The organism is Methylobacterium sp. WL8 (genome assembly GCF_008040045.1).
Taxonomy (GTDB): Bacteria; Pseudomonadota; Alphaproteobacteria; order Rhizobiales; family Beijerinckiaceae; genus Methylobacterium; species Methylobacterium cerastii.
The window spans coordinates 1-20,718 of sequence record NZ_VRVF01000024.1 but is presented as its reverse complement, the minus strand read 5'-3'; the positions used below and the strand labels follow the sequence as shown (position 1 = coordinate 20,718).

The 20,718-nt window shown below is 70.8% G+C and carries 17 protein-coding genes and 1 pseudogene; 10 read left to right on the top strand and 8 right to left on the bottom strand.

Annotation, left to right across the window (positions count from 1 at the left end; all coding sequences use genetic code 11):
- Nucleotides 1-192: 192 nt before the first annotated feature.
- Nucleotides 193-993 carry a SapC family protein gene (locus FV234_RS11045; protein WP_147829295.1) on the bottom strand — a complete coding sequence of 267 codons (801 nt, stop codon included), beginning with the start codon at nt 991-993 and terminating at the stop codon, nt 193-195.
- Nucleotides 994-1,441: 448 nt separating this feature from the next.
- Between FV234_RS11045 and FV234_RS11040 the strand changes: the two genes are divergently transcribed.
- A complete protein-coding gene (locus tag FV234_RS11040) occupies nt 1,442-2,443 on the top strand; it encodes a helix-turn-helix domain-containing protein (RefSeq protein WP_187273647.1) in 1,002 nt (333 codons plus the stop codon).
- Here the strand turns inward: FV234_RS11040 and FV234_RS11035 are convergent.
- The 5 genes from FV234_RS11035 to FV234_RS11015 form a co-directional block, all read right to left on the bottom strand.
- Nucleotides 2,394-3,359: a radical SAM protein gene (locus FV234_RS11035; protein ID WP_147829293.1), complete on the bottom strand. Its 966-nt coding sequence runs from the start codon at nt 3,357-3,359 to the stop codon at nt 2,394-2,396. The two genes, FV234_RS11040 and FV234_RS11035, sit on opposite strands and share 50 nt — an antisense overlap.
- 37 nt (nt 3,360-3,396) lie before the next feature.
- Complete coding sequence (locus FV234_RS11030) at nt 3,397-4,260, bottom strand: hypothetical protein (RefSeq protein ID WP_147829291.1); 864 nt, start codon at nt 4,258-4,260, stop codon at nt 3,397-3,399.
- Nucleotides 4,257-6,617, bottom strand: coding sequence for a tryptophan 7-halogenase (locus tag FV234_RS11025; protein WP_147829289.1), 2,361 nt, complete (start codon nt 6,615-6,617; stop codon nt 4,257-4,259). Before FV234_RS11025 ends, FV234_RS11030 begins: the two co-directional genes overlap by 4 nt.
- The gene (locus FV234_RS11020; protein WP_246686175.1) at nt 6,614-7,126 is read right to left on the bottom strand and encodes a uridine kinase; all 513 of its coding nucleotides are present in this window, start codon (nt 7,124-7,126) and stop codon (nt 6,614-6,616) included. Before FV234_RS11020 ends, FV234_RS11025 begins: the two co-directional genes overlap by 4 nt.
- A gap of 92 nt (nt 7,127-7,218) precedes the next feature.
- On the bottom strand, nt 7,219-8,295 hold the full coding sequence (locus FV234_RS11015; RefSeq protein ID WP_246686174.1) for a methyltransferase: 1,077 nt from the start codon (nt 8,293-8,295) through the stop codon (nt 7,219-7,221).
- Nucleotides 8,296-8,440: 145 nt separating this feature from the next.
- On the opposite strand from FV234_RS11015, the gene FV234_RS11010 reads away from it, so the two are divergent.
- The 5 genes from FV234_RS11010 to FV234_RS10990 all read left to right on the top strand — a co-directional run bounded on the left by FV234_RS11010 (nt 8,441) and on the right by FV234_RS10990 (nt 15,839).
- Nucleotides 8,441-8,860: a DUF3467 domain-containing protein gene (locus FV234_RS11010; RefSeq protein ID WP_246686173.1), complete on the top strand. Its 420-nt coding sequence runs from the start codon at nt 8,441-8,443 to the stop codon at nt 8,858-8,860.
- Nucleotides 8,861-8,925: 65 nt separating this feature from the next.
- Nucleotides 8,926-10,782, top strand: coding sequence for an HlyD family efflux transporter periplasmic adaptor subunit (locus FV234_RS11005; protein WP_147829281.1), 1,857 nt, complete (start codon nt 8,926-8,928; stop codon nt 10,780-10,782).
- 11 nt (nt 10,783-10,793) lie between these two features.
- Nucleotides 10,794-12,938 carry a PqqD family peptide modification chaperone gene (locus FV234_RS11000; protein WP_147829279.1) on the top strand — a complete coding sequence of 715 codons (2,145 nt, stop codon included), beginning with the start codon at nt 10,794-10,796 and terminating at the stop codon, nt 12,936-12,938.
- Nucleotides 12,931-14,946, top strand: a complete 2,016-nt coding sequence (locus FV234_RS10995) for a preprotein translocase subunit SecA (protein WP_147829277.1) — start codon at nt 12,931-12,933, stop codon at nt 14,944-14,946. The genes FV234_RS11000 and FV234_RS10995 overlap by 8 nt, the downstream gene beginning before the upstream one ends.
- 11 nt (nt 14,947-14,957) lie before the next feature.
- Nucleotides 14,958-15,839: an efflux RND transporter periplasmic adaptor subunit gene (locus FV234_RS10990; protein WP_147829275.1), complete on the top strand. Its 882-nt coding sequence runs from the start codon at nt 14,958-14,960 to the stop codon at nt 15,837-15,839.
- 536 nt (nt 15,840-16,375) lie between these two features.
- Here the strand turns inward: FV234_RS10990 and FV234_RS26930 are convergent.
- Both FV234_RS26930 and FV234_RS10980 read right to left on the bottom strand, forming a co-directional pair.
- Nucleotides 16,376-17,021: pseudogene (locus FV234_RS26930) on the bottom strand (methyl-accepting chemotaxis protein); the annotation flags it as partial.
- Between the two features lie 172 nt (nt 17,022-17,193).
- Entirely contained in the window at nt 17,194-18,132 is a 939-nt protein-coding gene (locus FV234_RS10980; protein ID WP_147829273.1) for a LysR family transcriptional regulator, read from the bottom strand.
- A 121-nt stretch (nt 18,133-18,253) separates the two neighbouring features.
- Between FV234_RS10980 and FV234_RS10975 the strand changes: the two genes are divergently transcribed.
- The 4 genes from FV234_RS10975 to FV234_RS10960 all read left to right on the top strand — a co-directional run.
- The gene (locus tag FV234_RS10975) at nt 18,254-18,871 is read left to right on the top strand and encodes a YceI family protein (RefSeq protein WP_147765081.1); all 618 of its coding nucleotides are present in this window, start codon (nt 18,254-18,256) and stop codon (nt 18,869-18,871) included.
- A gap of 21 nt (nt 18,872-18,892) precedes the next feature.
- Nucleotides 18,893-19,501 carry a cytochrome b gene (locus FV234_RS10970; RefSeq protein ID WP_147765082.1) on the top strand — a complete coding sequence of 203 codons (609 nt, stop codon included), beginning with the start codon at nt 18,893-18,895 and terminating at the stop codon, nt 19,499-19,501.
- Nucleotides 19,498-20,064, top strand: coding sequence for a YceI family protein (locus FV234_RS10965; protein ID WP_147765083.1), 567 nt, complete (start codon nt 19,498-19,500; stop codon nt 20,062-20,064). The genes FV234_RS10970 and FV234_RS10965 overlap by 4 nt, the downstream gene beginning before the upstream one ends.
- A gap of 103 nt (nt 20,065-20,167) precedes the next feature.
- On the top strand, nt 20,168-20,718 hold a 551-nt coding region (locus FV234_RS10960; RefSeq protein ID WP_187273646.1), incomplete at its 3' end, for a VOC family protein.

The window sequence follows — 20,718 nt, the reverse complement described above, 5'->3', positions numbered from 1 at the left end:
CGCGCATTCTCCAGGCGTGCAGCATGCCGACGTGGCACCCTGCCTGGGCCGTCTATGGTCCGGGGTCCGCGCATCCCGCTTGGGGAAGGGCTCGGACTCCGGGGCATCGACAATCCGGAAGAGATCTCGGCACGCCGTTCAGGCGCGCCGCTCGTCGTCGGGGAAGGACCCTGCCGGCCCCTCCGGCGGCCGTCAGGCGCTGCCGCTGGTCTCGAAGTCGCCGGGCGCCGGGGGCGCCGTCTCGGGCTCGGCCGCGGCGGGGGCCGGCACACCGATGCGCTCGGCGATCGGCGTGAGGTTCGCGAGCGAACCCAGGTGCTGGTAGATCAGCTCCAGCTCGTCCGCCTGCATCAGCGCCGCGAGCTTGTCCGCCGGCAGCGCCTTGAGACGCTCGCGATTCACCACGCTGAAGCCCGACAGCGTCGAGCGCTGACCGGTGCGCAGGGTGAATTGCGCCTGCATCGGCTCCAGAAGGCCGAGGGACTCCAGGTTGGCGACGAACTGCTTCGTGCGCTGGAACTGGACCTGATAGGCCTGGAGGAAGCCCAGCACGTTCTGCAGATACTGCGTGCGCTCGCCCTCGGTGTCGAACAGCCGCTCGCCGCGCCCGTCGTCGTTGCAGCCCGAGAAATCCTCGTCGACGCAGAGGGTGAACACGGCGTCCGGATCGGTGGCGCTGTCGCTGGAGAAGACGAACGGGTAGCGCCGCAGGAAGGCCGGCACGTACTTACCGGTCCAGGTGCCGCCCTCGTTGACGTAGAGGTTCTCGCCGTCGCGGATGCCGAGCAGGGCCACCGGGATCACCTCGCCGGCGGCGCCGCCGAATACGATGGCGTACTCGGAGGCGGAGTTGGCGAACTCTGCGACCATCAGCGGAACGGAGTTTACCTCACGCGCGAAGTCGTAGCTCGCCCCTGCCTTGATAGACCAGGACCCGTGCCGCTGACGCGTGACGGGAACGGCCCTCTCATAGATCAGAAGCTGCTTCGTCATCGCCTATGTCCCCCGACGCGTTCGGTGTTACGCTTGAGCATCCCATAACAGCGTCGCGTTGCGGTGCGGAGGGTGCGCTCCGATTTTTGTTTGATCGTGCGTCTCAGATCCACGAAGACCAGGCAACGAATCGGCCTTTCTGTCGTTGGCGCGCTCCGCCTATCCATGACTCGGCAACATCGAGCGTGGCCATTGGTTTGTGCAAGATCGCACAGATTGCCGAGCCGGCGTAAAGTTGCTTTTTCAAGACAGCCGTTGCTTTTCGACAACATATCGAACAAAGCAGTCCTTGGGGCGCTCTGAATGGACTGGCTCGGATCTGTTTGGCAAATCGTTCGATCGTACTACTCTTGCCTGATACAGCGCGCGACGACGTGAGCGCTAGGTCGCTGGTGTTTGCCGCAAGACTTGAAGTACGAATAAAAACGAAGACTAGGACTTCTGCGGCGTGTCACTTCTGCCCCAACTCCACTATGTGACGACGGGCCTGTCTCGGCGGGAAGCCAGCGAGATTTGGAGCCAAGTGATCGCGCCGCTCTTCGAGCCGCGCGCCTACGGCGATGAACCGCAGGTTCCGGTCGGCTCGGCCACCGGAGTGGTGATCAATGAGATCATCGTCGCGCGGGTGGTGTTCAACGCGCAGGACTTCGTCCGAGACGAGGCCCGCGTCGGCTGCACGCCGGACCACATCCTGTTCCACCTCTATAACAGCGGCGGCTTCGACGGGCTCGTCACCCGGAAGCATACGACGGTCTGGTCCGGCCACGTCGCCGTGATCGACCTCAAAGAGCAGGTGCGGACCCGCGCGGCGGCCTCCGACACCGTGTCGCTGATTGTCCCACGGAAGCTCCTCAGGGGACTGCCGCTGGAGGGGCTGACGCCACGCTTGGAGGGGCGCCGCAACCGGCTGCTCGCCGCCCACGTCGCCTCGCTTCGGGAACGCAGCGCCCAGATCACGCAGGACATGGCGGAGGAGACGGTTGACCAGACCGTCGCGTTCCTCCACCGGGTGCTCGACCCGGCCGGGGACTGCGCCCACGCCGACGACGCGGTCGCCGACCGCACGCTCCTCACCCTGGCCGAGGCGGCGGTGCGCGGCAGTCTCGCCTCGCCGAAGCTTTCGCCGCAATGGCTGGCGGCGGAACTCGGGATCTCGCGCGCCACGCTCTACCGCCTGTTCTCCGGGCACGGCGGCATCATGCGCTACGTGCAGGAACGCCGGCTCCTCGCAGTGCAGGCGGCGCTGTGCGACCCCCTGGAGATGCGGCGCCTGTCGCGGCTGGCCGCGGAGTTCGGCTTCAACAGCGACGCGCATTTTAGCCGCAGCTTCCGCACCCGCTTCGGCATGACCGCGCGGGACTATCGGGCGGAGCAGGTCGAGCGCGCCGCCCGGTCCCAGATCACGAGCCCTGAGATCGTGGGTCAGTGGTGGAGCCAGGTCGCGCCCTGAGGCCGGGAAGGGGGGCGACGTCCCGGATGGGCGCCAGCGCCTCGGCCTCGGTGCCGAAGCGGGCGATGTAGGCGGTGTTGAGCCCGAGGCATTCCTTGGAGGCGCAGGCGTCGCGATGGACGCATTGATAGAAACCGTTGCGCTCGAACTCCCGCCAGAACGCGTCGTCGATGTGCAACTCCGGCTGCGCGTTCACCAGGCTGTCGCCGAGGTCGCCGAGCAGGCATTGCGGGAAGTTCTTCACCTCGACGGCGCGCCCGAGTTCGCGCGCGCGGATCACCGCCTCGCGCAGATAGGGCAGCACGTCGGCATGGCGGGCGACCAGGCCCTTCTCGTCGCGTTCCGACATCGGGAAGTAGACCCAGAACTCCATCTGGGCGAGGCGCTCGAGATGGGCGAGGCGCTCGACGATGCCCGGCAGCAGGTGGTAGCTGCGTTCGGTCACCACGGTGTTGGTCAGGGTCGTCACGCCCGGGATCGCATCGAGAGTCTCCATGCCGCGCACGGCCTTGTCGAAGGAGCCGGGCACCAGGGTCAGCCCGTCGTGGCTGACCGCATCGGACCCGGCGATGCTGACGAAGAACTCGTTCACGCCGGCGGCCACCAGCGTGCGGCAATAGCTCGGCTGGCCGAGATGCATCCCGTGCGTCTGGATACGGACCTGCGCGAAGCCGCTGGCGCGGGCGCGGCGGGCGAGGTCGGGCAGGTCGCGCCGCAGGGTGATCTCGGAGCCGGTGAGGATCAGGCCGGTCCAGCGCCGCTCACGAGCGTTGAGCGCCAGGACCGCCTCGAAGTGCCGGTCCGATTCCGGCGCGAGACGGTCCATCGTGCCCTCAATCATGCAATGTACGCATTTGAGGTTGCAGCGGAACTCCATCGTCAAGGAGACGTAGGCCGAGTGGTCGAAGCGTCCCATGTTCGGCCCTTCCAAGCCCCGGCCCGCCCGCGGTCCGTCAGAGCAGGCCATAATAGGCGCTCTTGACGATCTCGGGACGGCCGTCGGTCTGCACGTAGTCGATGCCGACATCATAGAGGAGGTGGTCGAGCCGCCGGCGGTTGTCCCGGACGAACCCCGTGATCGCTTCCGGATAGGCGAGGCGTTCCATGAACAGCAGCAGCTGGTCGACGGTGATGCGCGAGAAGTACAGGCCGTCGCAGGCGCGCTTGTTGGCCACGACCACGACCCCACACGCCATCAGCTCCGGCCAGAGCAGGGCGTCCAGGTCGAGACCCGGCAGGTCGAGATGGGCCGAGCAGGCGAGCTTGGCGGCGATGGCCTCGCGCTCGGCGCGCGCGTCGAAGAAGCTGTAGAGGTTGTCGAAGGCGAGGCCGTCCCGGGTCAGCGCGTAGGACAGGCCGGAGGAGACGCTGCTGCCGGGGTTGCCGAGGTAGACGTTGAACCGGTCGACGCCCCGGGCGCCCAGGCCGAGCGCCGCGTCGAGGTCGAGCGAGACCATGAAGTACGGCCGCGCCGAGACGTCCGGGAGCACGCAGGGGGCGAACGGCGCGAGGATCGCCGCCAAGCGCTCGATCGAGACCTCGCGTTGCAGCCGGGCGTAGTCGTAAAAATAGAGCTCCCATGTCGTCTGGCCGGGGCCGTGCTTGGCGCCCCAGACCGTGCGCCCGGGTCCGAGGCCGGCGCGCAGCACCTCGCAGATCGCGGTGAGCCGCGGCGGTGCCCCCGCCACGGCGAGGGACTGCCAGAGCAGGGTCGACGGCCGCAGGCGCCCGGAGACCGGCCCCAGGGGCTCGTAGTCCCACAGGCAGTAATCGGCGTAGCGGTCGCCCGGGGCGGCCCATTCGAGGCGCGCGCTCATGCGGCCCGCACCCCGGAATAGACGGTGACGAAGGGGCGCCCGTCGCGCCCGAGCCCGGAGGCGACGTGGCCGAGATCTTCCTCCTGCCGCGCGGCCAGCATGCGCTCCGCCTCGCCCACCGGAACGCCGACCGCGACGAAGGCGTCGCGCAGGATCGGCGCGACCGCGCCGAGCTTGAGCCCGGCCGCGTAGAGGTTGAGGTCGTAGGAGAGGCGCGGTCCGGGCTCTTCCGCGGCCTCGAGGTAGTGCGGCAGGCCTGTACCCTGCCGGCGCACCACGTCGAGGATCGCGTCGGCGAGGCGCCGCGTGAAGGCGCCGCCGGCCGCCTCGCCCAGGCAGGCCAGGCGCGCCGCGATCTCGTCGGGCGTGCGCACCCGCGGCCAGCGGTAGAGCGTCACCACCGGTGGCGCGTCGTCGAGTGGTCGCCATTTGTAGGCGCGGTGGACGAGGATCGACGCGCCGCCCTGCGCCGCGGCTCCCTCGCGCCAGACCCGGTCGGCCTCCGACGACCACTCGACGTAGAGCTTGTAGAGCGGACCGGACGGTCCGTCCTCGAAGCCGAGATGCACGATGTCGGCGCCCGCGATGGCGGCTGCCGCCTCGGCGCGCGCGCCCGCGGAAAGGCCGAGGCCGGCCGCCACCCGGTCCAGCGTGTGGCTGGGATCGAGACCCAGGGCGGTGCGGTGCAGGCTCAGGAGGTAGCGGTCCGCCTGCAGCACGCCGGCGCTCGCCTTCACCGAATGCTCGTGCCCGAAGGGCTGGCCGAGGGCGAGGACGGCATCGATCAGGCGGGTGCCGTGCTCCGAGCGCCGCAGGTTCGCCAGCGGATCGTGCGCGGGAGCCGGTGGTCGCAGGGACGCCGAGATCGCCGGGGATGCGGGCAGCGCGCCACCATGGATGCGTTCGAGTGCGCGCGCATGCGGCGCGAAGGCGGTGGCGAGGGCTTCGGTGCGCGCCTGCACCGCTGCCAGGAAGCGGGCACTCTCCCGGGCGTCGACGAGGTCGGCTGGGGCGTAAGCACGGCGAGGCAGCAGGCCGGCTCCGGCGAGGGTGTGATAGTAGGCGGTCTCGTCGAAGCCGATTCCTTGCGGGGCCTCGATCCGCCCGGCCATCTCGTAGAGGTCGAGCCGTTCCGGCAGGGCGCCACCCGGCGCGTCGTCGCGGGCCCGGGTCCAGAACGGCTCGGGCCGGCGACCGAGCCGATAGTGCAGGGCGGTCGCGTCGCGCAGGCCGGCGTCGAGCTCCGCCATGCGGGCGTTGAAGGCGTGGCGCAGATGCGTCTCGCCGACACCGTAGGGGAGGAAGTCGACGAGGCTTTCCACCGCCCGCAGGATGCGGTGCAGGTCGAGACCGAGCAGCGGCTCGCCCGCGCGGGCTGAGTCCCCAATGGCCAGCACGTTGCGCCGCCAGCTGCGCGCGCGGCGCCCGGCGACGATCGCCCGGTGCGAGACCGGGACACCGGCTTCCCCCGCGGGGTGCAGGCGTGCGAGCGCCGCCTCGCCGCTCGTGTCGCGCGCGTCGTAGTGGAAGGTGGCGACGGTGCTGCGTGCGAGCGGGATGGTCTCGATCCAGCCGTCGGCGACGCCTCGGTATTCCGTCGCGGGGGTGCGGGCCGGATCGATCGGCAGCGCCAAGCTCACGCTGTGATGGGCCGGGCTGGCCTCCTCCCAGGGCTCGCCGAGGGCGTCGCCGATCAGCAATGCGGCGGAGCCGGTGCAGTCGAGGAACAGGTCGCCCTCGATCGAGCGCCCGCCCGCGACGGCAAGGCCTGCGACGTCGCCCCCGAAGTCCCGGCGCACGCCCTCGATCCGGCCTTCCACCGCGCGCACCCCTTCCGAGAGGGCGAGATCGCGCAGGAAGCCGATCATACCCTCCCGGTCGACGTGATAGCCGTAATCGCCGGCCTCGATCACGGATGAGGCGCCATCGGCCCGCGTTGGGCCGAGCCGGAGAGCCGCCATCCGCGCCTGCAGGGCGTGATCGGCATAGGCTGTCGCAGTGGTGCCGGCCAGGTGATGCTTCAGCCAGAAGTGGAACAGATCGAACCCGTTCGGGCGCGGTCCGCATGGGCCGAAAGGCAACCAATGCCCGGCTCCGGGCTGGAACCAATCGGTGAACCGGCTCGCCAGCCGGTAGGTCGCGCCGCTGCGGCGCATGAAAATCGTCTCGTCGATGTCGGAGGCGCGCAGAGCCCGCGTCAGGTCCGGCCCCGTAGCCAGGGCCGACGGCCCCGATGGCCGCCGGCGCGGCGCGACGAGGGTCACGCTCCAGCCGGCCCGGCGCAGGACGCGGCGCAGGTGCGCCGCCGTCATCCATCCGGCGAGCCCGCCTCCCGCGATGACGATGCGTCGGGTCATTGCAGGCTCCCTGCGACGGCTGCGGCGACGGCGCCCGCCAGGCTCTCGACCGGCGCCGTCGCGTCGAGGATCTGATCGGCGTCCGGTCGCACCCGGTCGCGCTGGACGGCGTAGGTCGGGCGCAGCAGGGTCTCGTAATGGGCGAGGTAGTCGGCGAGCGCGCCCGCATCCGGCATCGCCGACAGCAGCGCCCGCAGCTTCCGCACCAGGGCGAGATCGGGAGGAAGGTCGAGCCAGACGAGGTGGTCGACGAGAGCGCCGGTGGCCGCGTTGGCCCGCCCGAGCAGGGTGTCGAACACGATGGTCCGCCGCCCGCCGGCCGACGCGCGCGCCTGCAGGACGCCGCCGCCCACCCGGTCCGCCACCGGCTCACCATGGCGCAGGCGGGCGAGGTCTTCGGCGAGGCCGGGCGTCGGGACCGCGTCGTAGGAGGCCCCCGCCGCATGCCAGGCGGCGACGCGCGCGGGCGGCCACGCGGTGATGCGCTCGTAGGCATCATAGGCGATCACGGGCGCATTTCCGAGCCGCGCGGCCAGCGCGCGGGACACGCTCGACTTGCCGCTTCCGGGCGGGCCGCAGACGGCTACGACGAAGGCCGCTGTCAAGGCGCCCGCCCCGGCTTGCGCGCCCGGACCAGGTGGAACGGGGTTTCCAGCATCACAGTCTCCGTCGACACCGCAACGAGCCCCGCCCGGTCGAGCGCGTCCCGATAAAGGTTTGCCTCGCGGAAGAATGGCTCGAACACGAGGTTGGCCGCGCTGGCGTAGTCCGTCCGCCGCTCCCGCAACGCCAGGCGCGCCCGCTCGAATACGACGAGGCTGCCCCCAGGCGCCAGCACGGCCGCCGCCTTGGCGATCAGGCCGAACGCGTCTGGATCGGGCCAGTCGTGCAGAACCGACTTGAAGGTCACAAGGTCATGGCCCTCTGGCAGCGGGTCGCGGCGCATGTCGGCGGGGCGGAACACGACGCGCGATGCTTCGGGCCTGTCCGCGAGGTTCTCGCGGCCGAGGGCGCAGACCACGGGAAGGTCGACGACGGTGGCCTCGAGATGTCCCGCCCGGGCGCAGGCCTGCGCTGCGAACTCGCCGCTGTTGCCGCCCAGGTCGAGCAGACGGCGATGCCCGGCGAGATCGATCCGGTCGAGGCACGGCCCGGCCTCGTGGCGGGTCAGGCAGGTGGTGTAGCCGACCCATCGCCGCGCCGCGACCAAGTTTTCGGGCGTCACCGTCAGGCAGAGATCATAGCGGAACAAGTTGAAGGTGCGCGAGCGCTCCATGAAGCGCGGCAGGTCCTCGATCAGCGCAGGGAACAGGCCACGCAAGTCCTCCGCGACAATGGCGAGGAAGTCGAGCTTGGCCGAAAGTAGGTCGCGATACGGCAGCATCGCCCGGAAGGCCGTGGTGAGGGCGAGCGCGCCGCCTTCATGGGTCTCGACGACGCCGCCCGCCGTCAGCAAGGCCAGAAGCAGGTCGAGACGAGCGGTGCGCAGCCCAGCCAGGTCCGAAAGGGCGGCGGGAGGCACGCGCGGCTCGCCTGCCAAGCAATCGATGAGCCCGCGTTCCAGGGCATAGGCGAGAGCGCGGGCCTCGATCTCGTGGACCAGGAACCGGTCGACGCCGACGAAGCCCGGGGGCGGCTGATGACGACCGGCAACCTCCGGCGGCGACGGTTGAGACACTGGATCAACACAATTTCCACGACAGGCTCTTGCCTGCCGCATTCCTACCTGGATGAACTCTCACAGAGGCACGAACGAACACCGTGGTGTTGCTCGGCGACACTTGCAAGAAACTAGAAGGCCAATCAAGGGTGCGATCGAGGACGTGGCGCCGAAAAAGGGCGACGGTGCCTCTTCATCACCTCAACATGAAACGTTCACACGGTCGCTGTGGGCATTCCGCTCCGCAGGACGTCTGGACAGCGAACGGTCGCGGGGGACGGACTTGGACAAGACGGCGGATTCGACGAAGGACGACGAGCAGGCCCGCGCCATCGCATGGCGCGAGACGGATATGGCCACGCATTTTGCGAACGTTGTGAACGTGCAGGGCACCCGTGAGCAGGTCGACCTGTTCTTCGGTACCAACCGCACCTGGAACGTCACCGACGTGTCGCAGGTGGTGGTCGACCTTTCGAATCGCATCATCCTGACGCCGCTGGCGGCCAAGCGGCTTCTGTCGGTGCTGGGCGGTGTGCTCGCCGAGTACGAGACCCGCCACGGCCGCCTCGACCTCGAGGCCTGAAACACGACGCGTCGTGCGTGCCGGGACCGCCGGCACGCGATTCGAGCACCGGCGGACGGAACGCGATGGGCAACGGGAGTGCCACGGACAGGGTGGAGGCCCAGGCGGCAGCCGGTGATCGGCTGGCCCTGCTGGAGCCGGCCCTGTGGCAGCGTCTTCAGGCGGCCGAGACCTTCGAGGAGGCGGCCTCCGTCTGGTTGCCGCTCCAGGCGCAGGTGCTCGCCGGGGCCAACCTCGGCGCCGTCTTCACCGCGACCGGGCCGGACGAGCTGAAGCCGATCGCCGCCTGGCCGCATGCGGAGGCCGAGGACCTGGCACCGGCGGCGGCCGCAGCGATCCGCGAAAAGCGTCCCGCCGTCCAGGAGCCGGATTCCGGGGCGAGCGCCCTGATCGCCGTGCCGCTCCTCGACGGCGCCGAGATCTTCGGCTGCGCAGCCTTCCGGCTTCCCACCCGCGACCGCGACGCCCTGCGCGCCGCGATCCGCCAGGTGCAGTGGGGCGCGGCCTGGCTTCCGGCCAAGCGCCGGGAGACGATCAGCCGGACGGAAGGGCGGATGCTGGCGCGGTCCCGCGCCGCCCTCGACCTGCTGGCGGGCGTGTTGGAGCAGCAGCGTTTCCGGGCCGCCTGCATGGCCGCCGCCACCGACCTCACCATCACCTTCGACTGCGTGCGCGCCGCGGTCGGGTTCTCGCGCAACGGCACCACCCGGGTGGCGGCGATCTCGCACACGGCGCAGTTCGGCAAGGCGATGAACCTCGTGCGCCGCCTCGGCGCCTGCATGGACGAGGCTCTCGACCAGCGCAGCGTCGTCCTGTTCCCGTCCCCCGAGACCGAGAGCCTCGTCACCACGGCCCATGCCGACCTGGCGCGGCTGCGCCACGACGGGCGCGTGCTCACCGTGCCCTTCCTGGCTGGCGACACCTTCGTGGGGGCCTTCACCCTGGAACGCGCCGGCGACAACCCGTTCAGCGAAGAGACCGTCGACCTCATCGCCGCCACCTGCGCCGCGATCGGCCCGGTGCTGGAGGAGAAGCGCCAGAACGACCGCTGGCTCGTCACCAAGGCCGCCGAGGCCGCCGCCGCGCTGGTGCGCCGGCTCGTCGGCCCGAATCAGGTGGCGCTCAAGCTCGGCCTGGCGGGCGCTGCCCTGGCGACGCTGGCCCTGGCCACCGTCACCGGCGACTACCGCGTCACCGCCGACGCCCGGGTGGAGGGCCTCGTCCGGCGCGCCGTCGTGGCGCCCTACGACGGCTACCTGAAGTCGGCCGAGCACCGCGCCGGCGACACGGTCAGGAAGGGCGAGCCGCTCGCCGCCCTCGAGGATCGCGACCTCGTGCTGGAGCGCCTGCGCTGGGTCACCGAGCGCCAGCAGCGCACCTTCGAGTACGACAAGGCGCTGGCCACCCGGCAGCCGGCGACCATCAACGTGGTCAAGAGCCAGATCGAGCAGGCCGATGCCCAGATCAAGCTCGTCGACGAGCAGCTCGCGCGGCTGAAGTTCTACGCGCCCTTCGACGGGCTGATCGTCTCAGGCGACCTCAGCCAGTCGGTCGGCGGCGCGATCTCGCGCGGCCAGGTGATGTTCGAGATCGCCCCCCTCGACGATTACCGTGTGGTGATAAACGTGGACGAGCGGCTGATCGCCGACATCCGCGAAGGGCAGACTGGGCAGATGCTCGCGAGCGCGCTGCCCGATACGCCCTACGCCCTGACGATCCAGACGATCACGCCGGTGGCGGAGGCGCGCAACGGCCGCAACCTGTTCCGCGTCGAGGGCCATGTGACCCAGTCGTCCACGCGCCTGCGGCCGGGCATGGAGGGCATCGCCAAGATCGACGTCGACCGCCGGCTCCTCGCCTGGACCTGGCTGCGGCCGATGATCGACTGGGCGCGCCTCACGGCTTGGCACTGGTCGCCGTGAGGGCCTGAGCCGTGCAGTCGCTCTTCAGCCAATCCTGGTATCGCGTGGCGCGGCTCCGGCCGCGCCTGCGCAGCCACGCCCAGATCCATCGGCAGCGCTTCCGCGGCGAGGTTTGGTACGTCCTCCAGGACCACCAGTCCGGCCGCTTCCACAGGCTGTCGCGGGCGGCCAACCTCATCCTGTGCATGATGGACGGCCGCCGCACGATCCAGGAGATCTGGGACCGGGCCGTCTCCCGCAACGAGGACGACCCGCCGACTCAGGACGAGACTATCCGGCTGATCTCGCAGCTCCACGGCTCCGACCTGCTCCAGGGGGCCTTCCCGCCCGACTTCGCCGAGCTGCTGGAGCGCTCGGATTCGACCTCGCGCAGGACCATGATGGCGCGGGTACGCAACCCCCTGGCGCTGCGGTTCCCGCTCTTCGACCCGGACCAGTTGCTTGATCGGCTGGCCCCCTTGTTCACGCCCCTATTCTCGGTAGCGGGCCTGATCGCTTGGCTCGCCCTCGTCGTGACGGGCGTGACCGTCGCGGCCCTGCATTGGAGCGAGCTCACCGGCGACATCACCGGGCAGCTGCTCTCGGCGCAGAACGTCGCGTTGATGGTCTGCATCTATCCGGTGGTGAAGTTGCTGCACGAGATCGGCCACGCCTGCGCCGCCAAGACCTGGGGCGGCGAGGTGCACGAGGTCGGCGTGATGCTCCTCGTGCTGATCCCGGCGCCCTACGTCGACGCGTCGTCCTCGGCGGCCTTCGTCGGCAAGTGGCAGCGGATCGTGGTCGCGGCCGCCGGCATCCTCGTGGAGATGGCGCTGGCCGCCGCCGCCGCGCTGGTCTGGGTGACGGTCGAGCCCGGCCTGGTGCGGGCGGCCGCCTTCAACGTCATGGTGATCGGCGGGGTCTCGACCCTGCTGTTTAACGGCAACCCGCTGCTGCGCTTCGACGGCTACTACATCTTCGCCGACTTGGTGGAGATCCCGAACCTCGGCTCGCGGGCCAACCGCTACATCCTCTACCTGATGCAGCGCTACGTCCTGAAGATCGAGTCCGTCGAGAACCCGGTGACGGCCCCCGGCGAGCGCGCCTGGATGAGCGCCTACGCCGTCGCGGCCTTCGTCTACCGGACCACCGTGTCCCTCGCAATTGCATCGATCGTGGCGACGCAGCTCTTCGTCTTCGGCGTGGTCTTGGCGCTGACGGCGGTGGCGGGCATCGTCGTGATGCCTCTGTTCAAGGGCATGCGCTTCCTGCTCACCGACCCGAAGCTGAACGGGCGCCGGTCGCGTGCGATCCGGATCGCGGGCGGGGCGGCGCTCGCCCTGGTGCTGGCAGTGTTCGCGGTCCCCGCTCCCTACGCCACCATCGCACAGGGCGTCGTCTGGGTGCCCGATCGCTCCGAGGTGCGGGCACGCACCGACGGGATCCTGGTGGGGTTCCAGACCCAGCCCGGGCGACAGGCGGGCAAGGGCGACACCCTCGCGCGGATGGAGGATCCGAGCCTCGGTACCCGTGTGGCCGTTCTGGAGGCGCAGCTGAAGGAGCTGCAGGTTCGCTTCGACGCGGCCCGCCTGGGCGACCGCGTCCAGGCGGAGATCCTGCAGGAGCAGATCAAGAGCACGGAGCAGACGCTGCGCTCGTTCCGCGGCCGCCTCGTCGACCTGACCCTCACCGCCGAGCAGGACGGCCGCCTCGTCGTGCCCGGCGCCACCGATCTGCCGGGACGCTACCTGAAGCGCGGCGACCGGATCGGCTTCGTCCTGCGGCCGGACGACCCCGTCATCCGGGTGGCCGTCTCCCAGGCGGACGTCGACCTGATCCGCAGCCGCCCGGGGCCCGTCGCGGCGCGCTTCGCCGAATCGCCGGAGACGGTCCGCGAAGCCTCGATCCGCCGCGCCGTTCCCGGCGCCCAGAGCGAGGTGCCGAGCCTCGCGCTGACGCCCCAGGGCGGCGGCCTGATCGCGATCGATTCGAGCAACACGCAGAAGCCCCAGGCGCTGCAGAGCATCTTCATCTTCGACGTCCAGGTCGCCGACGGCATCCCCCTCGACGTCCTGGGCGAGCGCGTCTACGTGCGCTTCGACCATGGAAGCGAGGCGATCGGCTGGCGCGTGCTGCGCGGCCTGCGTCAGCTCTTCCTGAGCCAGTTCCATGTCTGACGCGGCGGCCCTGCCTTTCCCGGCCGCGACGCCGCGGCGCCTGCCGCCGGCCCGCGCCTACGCGGAGCGGCCGCCGCTGAAGCAGGGCCCCCTCGACCGCTGGGCCGCGCGCGTCGTCGGAAGCGTGAAGGCCCGGCTCACCGGCTGGCACGGCCGGCGCTACGTCGGCATCGCGGCGGCCGCCATGGCCTGCGAGGCGGAGCTTGCGGCGCTGACCCGCGCGGAGCTCGACCGGCGCATCCGCGACCTCGCCTTCGACCTCCGCGGGCGCGACGACTTCCCGGCCGGGCTGGTCTCTCGCGCCTTCGCGCTGATCCGCGAGCTGTCCGGCCGCATCACCGGCCAGCGCCATTACGGCGTGCAGATGATGGGCGCCGCCGCCCTGCTCGACGGACGCATCGCCCAGATGGCGACCGGTGAGGGCAAGACGCTTACCGCGACGCTCGCGGCGGGCACCGCGGCGCTGGCCGGGCTGCCGGTGCACGTCGTCACGGTGAACGACTATCTCGCCGGCCGCGACGCGGACCTGATGCGCCCGCTCTATACGGCTCTCGGCCTCACCGTCGGCATCATCCGCGAGAAGCAGGAACTGGCCGAGCGGGCGGCGGCCTATGCCTGCGACATCACCTACTGCACCAACAAGGACCTCGCCTTCGATTACCTGCGCGACCGGATCACCCTCGGCCAGCGCTCCACCGACATCCGGCTGAAACTGCGCCGACTGCTCGCGGGCCCGGACCCGGCGGCGCAGCTGCGTCTGCGCGGCCTGCACTTCGCCATCGTCGACGAAGCCGACAGCGTGCTGATCGACGAGGCGCGCACGCCGCTGATCATCTCGGCGTCGGCAGGATCGCAGTTCACCACCGACACGCTCACCCGGGCGCTCGACCTGGCGGCGACGCTCCGGCCCGACGACGACTACCTCCTTATGCACGGCGAGCGCCGCGTCGTCCTCACCGAGGGCGGGCGCAACCGGGTGGCGGACCGGGTGCGGCACGACGGGCCGGCCTGGCGCGGGCGCGTCACCCGCGAGGAGTTGGTGCGGCAGGCGCTCTCCGCGCTTCACCTGTTCCACCGGGACGAGCACTACATTTTGCGCGACGGCAAGGTCGTCATCGTCGACGAATATACCGGCCGCGTCATGCCCGACCGTTCCTGGAGCGACGGCCTCCACCAGATGATCGAGCACAAGGAAGGTTGCGGGCTGTCCTCCGCACGCAGCACCCTCGCGCGGATGACCTACCAACGCTTCTTCCGCCGCTACCGCCGCCTGTCCGGCATGACTGGTACCGCCGAGGGCGTCGCCGCCGAGTTCTGGGCGGTCTACGGGCTCGCCGTCGCGCGGATTCCGACCCACCGTCCGGTGCAGCGGCGGCACCTGCCGGATCGGGTGCTCGCGGATGCGGACGCCAAGTGGGGCGCGGCCGTCGCGCGGATCACGGCGCTCCACGCCGACGGCACGCCAGTCCTCGTCGGCACCCGCTCGGTCGCCGCCTCCGCCGAGGCGAGCCGCCGCCTGACGGGGGCTGGCCTCGCCCACGCCGTCCTCAGCGCCGCCCAGGACCGCCAGGAGGCGGAGATCGTCGGACGCGCGGGCGAACGCGGCCGCATCACGATCGCCACCAACATGGCCGGGCGCGGCACCGACATCAAACTCGGCCCCGGCGTCGCCGAGGCGGGCGGGCTCCACGTGATCATGGTCGAGCGCCACGACGCCCGGCGCATCGACGACCAGCTCGCCGGACGCGCCGGACGCCAGGGCGAGCCCGGCTGCTTCCAGGCGATCCTGTCCCTCGACGATCCGCTCCTCGACGGCGGCCCGCTGTCGCGCCCGGTAGCGCGCGCCGGGATGACGCGGCTCGGCCGGTGGTCGCAGCCCGCCGGCCGCTTTCTCTTGCGCTTCGCCCAGTGGCGGGCCGAACGGCTCCACGCGCGCATGCGCACCGACCTCCTGCGATCCGACCAGATCCAGGAACGCATCCTGGCCTTCGCCGGCCACCCTGAATGAGGCACAGACCGATGACGCGCTCAGCCCGATCCCCGCTCCTCCGGCATTGCCGGACCGCCGCGCTCGCCGCCCTGCTCCTGTCCTTGACCGGGGCGGCCGCACGGGCCGGCATGGTCGACTGCGTGGTCGAGCCCGCGCAGAAGGTGAAAGTTGGCAGCGCGACGCTGGGCATTCTGAAGGACGTCGCTTTCAACCGCGGCGACGCGGTGAAGGCCGGCGAGGTGATCGCGCAGCTCGACAGCAGCGTGGAGGACGCCAACGTCGCCCTGGCGCGGGCGCAGGCCGGCTCCCTCGCGACCATCGCCGCCCAGCGCACCCGCCTCGAGCTCTACAAGCGGCGCTTCGACCGTCAGAGCCAGCTGTCGAAAGGCATCGTCACCCAGGAGAAGCTGGATCAGGTCGAGGCTGACTACGAGATCGGCCAGCGCGACCTCCAGACCGAACTGCTTAAGCACGACCTCGCGGCACTCGAGCTGCAGCGTGCCGAGGCCCAGCTCGCGCTACGGGTGATCCGCAGCCCGATCAACGGCCTCGTCACCGAACGCCTCATGGCAGGAGGTGAGTTCGTGCGCCAGGATAGCGCGATCTACACCCTCGTCCAACTCGATCCGCTCTACGTCGAAGCCTACGTCACGGTGGCGGATTGGAGCTTGGTGAAGGTCGGGGCAACCGGCCTCGTCACCCTCGACAAGCCTATCGGCGGCACCTACGAGGCCAGAGTTACGGTTGTCGACCACGTCTTCGACGCTGCCAGCGGCACCTTCGGCGTGCGGCTTGAGCTCAGGAATCCGCGCAATGAACTCCCGGCTGGTCAACGCTGTAAGGTGGCGTTCGTGCCGGCCTCGACAGGCAAGCCCGTCGCCGACGCCCTGCCGCGGCAGCTCGATGATTGACTTAGCCGATGCTGAATAGATACGGCGGGATACTGGAACGCTTTGGAGCTGGATTTCGGTCGTATTTGCTATCTGCAAATATTTCAGCCGCCTCGAACGGAATCAGAAATCGACAATGGCGAAAAACGCATGATACTCGGGCTACTTCGTCGGCTCGGTACTTCGCGCGCTCGTACGTTCCCTGCAGCTCTCACCTGCCCCGGTTCGCGCGTCAGGCGCCGCAGTAGGCCGCGAACTCGTTTGGCCTCACAAGCGTTCGGCTTAGATGCCTTGACGATCACACGCGACTCTCACACACATGCAGCCTTCGTCAGTCGCTAAGTCGTTGTATTATACCATAATCCATGTTCAGGTGGAGCGTTCGATCCTCTCCACCGGCACCAGCTTGGCGCTCTGCGCAGCATCATCGTCCGCGACAAGACCGCGGTCGCCGCGAGCCCGCATCACCGCGCCGACCGACCGCGGTCATCACGCGATATCCCACCGCGTACCGGCGCGCATAAGCTGACAAAGCGGCAGGCGCGGCGGCCCGCAACTCATGCCGCGCGCACCGTCGCGAGGAAGCGGGTCACCTCCGCGCCGAGGTGGTCGGACTGGCGCGACAGCGCGGAGGCCGACGCGAACACCTGGGACGCCGCGGCCCCCTTCTCCTCGGCGGCGCCCGCCACGCCGGCGATGGTGCTCGTGACCTCGCTCGTCCCCACCGAGGCCTGGGTGACGTTGCGCACGATCTCCTGGGTCGCCGCGCCCTGCTCCTCGACCGCCGCGGCGATCGTGGTCGCCATGGCGCTCATGTCGCGGATGCGCACCGCGATCCCGTCGATCGCCGTGACCCGTGGCCGACTGGATCTGCGCGATCTGCCCGGCGATCTCGTGGGTCGCCCGCGCCGTCTGGCTCGCCAGCTCCTTGACCTCGGCGGCCACCACGGCGAAGCCGCGGCCGGCTTCCCCGGCCCGCGCCGCCTCGATCGTGGCGTTCAGCGCCGGGAGGTTGGTCTGCCCGGCGATGCCGGAGATCGGCCCGACCCCGTCGTCGATCTTGGCCGCGGCCCGGGTCAGGGCCTGGACGAGCTGCGCCGTCTCGTCGGCCTCGCCCATGGCCGCCTGCGCCAAGCTCGCCGAGCCCTGCACCTGTCGGCCGATCTCCTGGACGGAGGCGCCGAGCTCTTCCGCGGCCATCGCGCCGACTTCGTCTCGGCGGCCCGCACCGGGCACCGTCAGGCCGACGTCGCCCTAGGCCAGGCGGCCCATCATGGCGGTCACGCCCGTGATCGGGCGGGCGATGCCGGCATGCGGCGGCGGCAGGGCGCCGGCCGCCGAGGACCGCAGACAGGCTCTCAGGACCGTCCCGGCGTCAGCTCTGATCGGACTCGACCGAGAACCGCTTCATCATCTCGGCGCGGACGTGTTCGCGGAAGACCCGCACCCGTGCCGGCAACTCCCGCCCCGCGAGGCTCACCGCGCGCAACGCGCCCCCCGCGGTCGCCCAGGGCGCGAGCACCCGCACGAGCGTTCCGCTCTCGAGGGCGCGCGCCGCCACGGCGCTCGGCAGGTGGCCGATGCCCGCCCCCTCCTGCGTCAGCCGGAAGACCGCGGCGAAGTCGCTCGCCCGGATGGCGGGGTCGAGCGAGACCTGCTCGATCCGGCCGTTCCCGTCGTTGAGCAGGAAGCCCGTCGCGCCCGGCCGCTCCCGGGACAGGATCAGGTCGTGCTCCGCGAGCGCCGCGAGGTCCGCCGGCGCTGGATGCCGTGCGAGGTAGTCCGGGGACGCGTAGAGCCCGATCCAGAGGTTGACGATCAGCGCGGCCCGGTATCCGCTCTCCTCCGCGTCGCCGAAGCGCAGGGCGAGGTCGATCCGGTTGGCTGCGAGGTCGAGGCGCGCGTCGGTGTTGATCAGGTCGATGGTGATCTGCGGGTAGGCCCTGCGAAAACTGGTGAGGATTCCCGGCATGAGCTCGATGCCGAAGTCGACTGCGGTCGTCACGCGCAGGTGTCCGGCCGGGACGGTGCGGGCGTCGCGCGCGGTCTCGGCCGCGTCGTCGAGGAGCGCAAGGCTCTCCTGCGCCTTGGCGTAGAACGCGACGCCCTCGGCCGTCGGCGTCACGGCGCGAGGGTGCCGGGCCATCAGGGTGGCGCCGAGCGCCGCCTCCAGCCGCGAGATGCGCCGGCTGACGCTTCCCTTGGTCTCGCTCCGGCTGGCCGCCGCCGCCGTCACCGTGCCGAGGTCGATGACCGCGCAGAAGGCGCGCAGGTCGTCGAGGCGACCGCCGAAGGTTTCCGTTCTCGCAACCATGTAGTGCCGGATAGCAGGCTCAACCCCGGCCGCCAACGGGGCTAGGTGCAGGGTCAGTCGCGGGGGCGCTCGGCCCGGCCGTCGTGGTGGCGAGCCCCCGTCCACACCAAGGAGAAGTCCCTTGAAGTCCTTCCTCGGCTCCGGTCTCGCCTCCGGCCTCGCCCTCGCCCTGCTCGCGGGCACGCCGGCCCTGGCCCAGGCGACCCGCGACCCCGCCCAGATCCAGTCCGGCACCTACGCGGTCGATCCCGGCCACACCCAGGTCGGCTGGCGGGTGTCGCACATGGGCTTCTCGAACTACGCCGGCGGCTTCTCGGACGTCTCCGGCAGCCTCACGCTCGACCCGAAGAACCCGGCCGCCTCGAAGCTCTCGATCAAGGTCCCGGTCGCCTCGGTGACGACGACCAGCGCCAAGCTCACCGGCGAGCTCAAGGGCGACCAGTGGCTCGACGCCGGCAAGTACCCCGACATGACCTTCGTCTCCACCAAGGTCGCGCCGGCCGGCAAGGACCACGCGAAGGTGACGGGCGACCTGACGCTCCACGGCGTGACCAAGCCGGTGACCCTCGACGTGACCTTGGTCGGCGCCGGCGCCAACCCGCTCAGCAAGAAATACACGGTCGGCTTCGAGGCGACGGGGACGCTCAAGCGCTCCGAGTTCGGCGTGAAGACCTACGTGCCGCTGATCGGCGACGAGCTCCACCTGACCATCGCCGGCGCCTTCGAGCGTCAGGACTGACCGGTTCACAGGAGGATGGCCATGGCCCCCGTCGAGACGGCGCGACGCTACACGCTCGTGGCCATCCTTCTGCACTGGACGAGCGCCCTCTGCGTGCTCGTCCTGATCGGCCTGGGCCTGACCATGACCCATGCGGCGCTGGCGCCGATGCGCCAGTTCCAGCTCTATCAATGGCACAAGTCGGTCGGCGTCACGGTGCTGGCGCTGACGGTGCTGCGCGTCCTCTGGCGCCTGTCGCACCGGCCGCCGGCGCACCCGGCCGCCATGCCGCCGCGGGAGCGTCGCGCGGCCTCGGCCGCCCACGGCCTGCTCTACCTCCTGCTGGTCGGGCTGCCCCTGACCGGCTGGGCCGTGGTCTCGCTCTCCCCGTTCAACATCCCGACCGTGCTGTACGGCCTCGTGCCGTGGCCGCACCTGCCGCTGGAGGCGCTGGTCCCGGACCAGGCCGCGGCGGAAGGCGCCCTGAAGCAGGTGCACGCCTACGGGGCGTGGCTGCTGACGGCGCTCCTAGTCCTGCATGTGGCGGCGGCGCTGCGTCACCACCTCGTCCTGCGCGACGACGTCCTGCGCCGCATGCTGCCGGCCCGCACGCCGCCGGCCCCGTCCGAAACCCTGGGATCGCCCCGATGACCCTGCGTCACCTCCTCCTCGTCGCAGCCCTGCTGGGCGGCACGGTTCCGGCTGTCGCCGCCGAGTGGGCCGTCGATCCCGCCAAGAGCACCATCACGTTCGCGGGCGTGCAGGTCGGCGCCCCGTTCACCGGCCGCTTCGAGCGCTTCGACGCCAAGATCGCTTTCGACCCCGCCCAGCCGGAGGCCGGACATGCGGTGGTGCTGGTCGACCTCGCCAGCGCGCGGACCGGCGACGTCCAGCGCGACGCGGCCCTGCCGCAGAAGGACTGGTTCGACGTGAAGAGCGCGACCCAGGCCCGCTTCGAGGCGACCCGGTTCGTCGACAAGGGCCACGGCGACTACGAGGCGGTCGGCACGCTGACGATCCGGGACAAGAGCCGGCCGCTGACGCTGCCCTTCCACCTGACGCTCGACGACCGGCAGGCGCACGCCACCGGCCATGTCGGCCTCGTTCGCACCGAGTTCGGCGTCGGCCAGGGCGCGTGGGCCTCGGGCCAATGGGTCGCGCTGGAGGTCGGCGTCGATGTGGACCTCGTCGCCGCGACCAAGCCGGGCCCCTGAACCACGGCCCCCGCGGGACGCCTGCGACGACCGAGTGCCGGCGCACCGCGACGCGTCCTCTCGCCGAGACCGCAGCGGAATCCGGCGCTGAAAGGATACGGACATGGCAAACATCGTCGGCCCGACGCGGCCACCCGCCGAGGGGACCGGCTCGCTGCTCGACACGGCGCCCTATTGCATCGGAAGCGTCGCCCTGGTCGTCCGCGACCTCGACGTCCTCGCCGGCTTCTACCGCGAGGTCGTCGGCCTGACGACCGTCTTGCAGGAGGCCGACGTCGTGCGCCTCGGCGTCGGCGCGACGGTGCTGCTCGAACTCCGGCGCGACGCGGCGGCCCGCCCCTGGAGCCCCGGGGAGGCCGGCCTCTACCACACGGCCTTCCTGCTGCCGAGCCGGGGGCACCTCGGCGCGTGGCTCGCGCATGCGAGGGAGCGCGGCGTCCGCCTGTCGGGGGCGTCCGACCATGTCGTCAGCGAAGCCGTCTACCTCGACGACCCGGAGGGCAACGGCATCGAGGTCTACGCCGACCGCCCGAGTTCGGCCTGGCCGAAGGAGCCGGACGGCACGATCGTCCTGCGGAGGGACCGGCTCGATGTCGCCGCGCTCACCCAGGCCGCGTCGGGACCCTGGGCCGGCATGCCGCCGGGCGGGCTGGT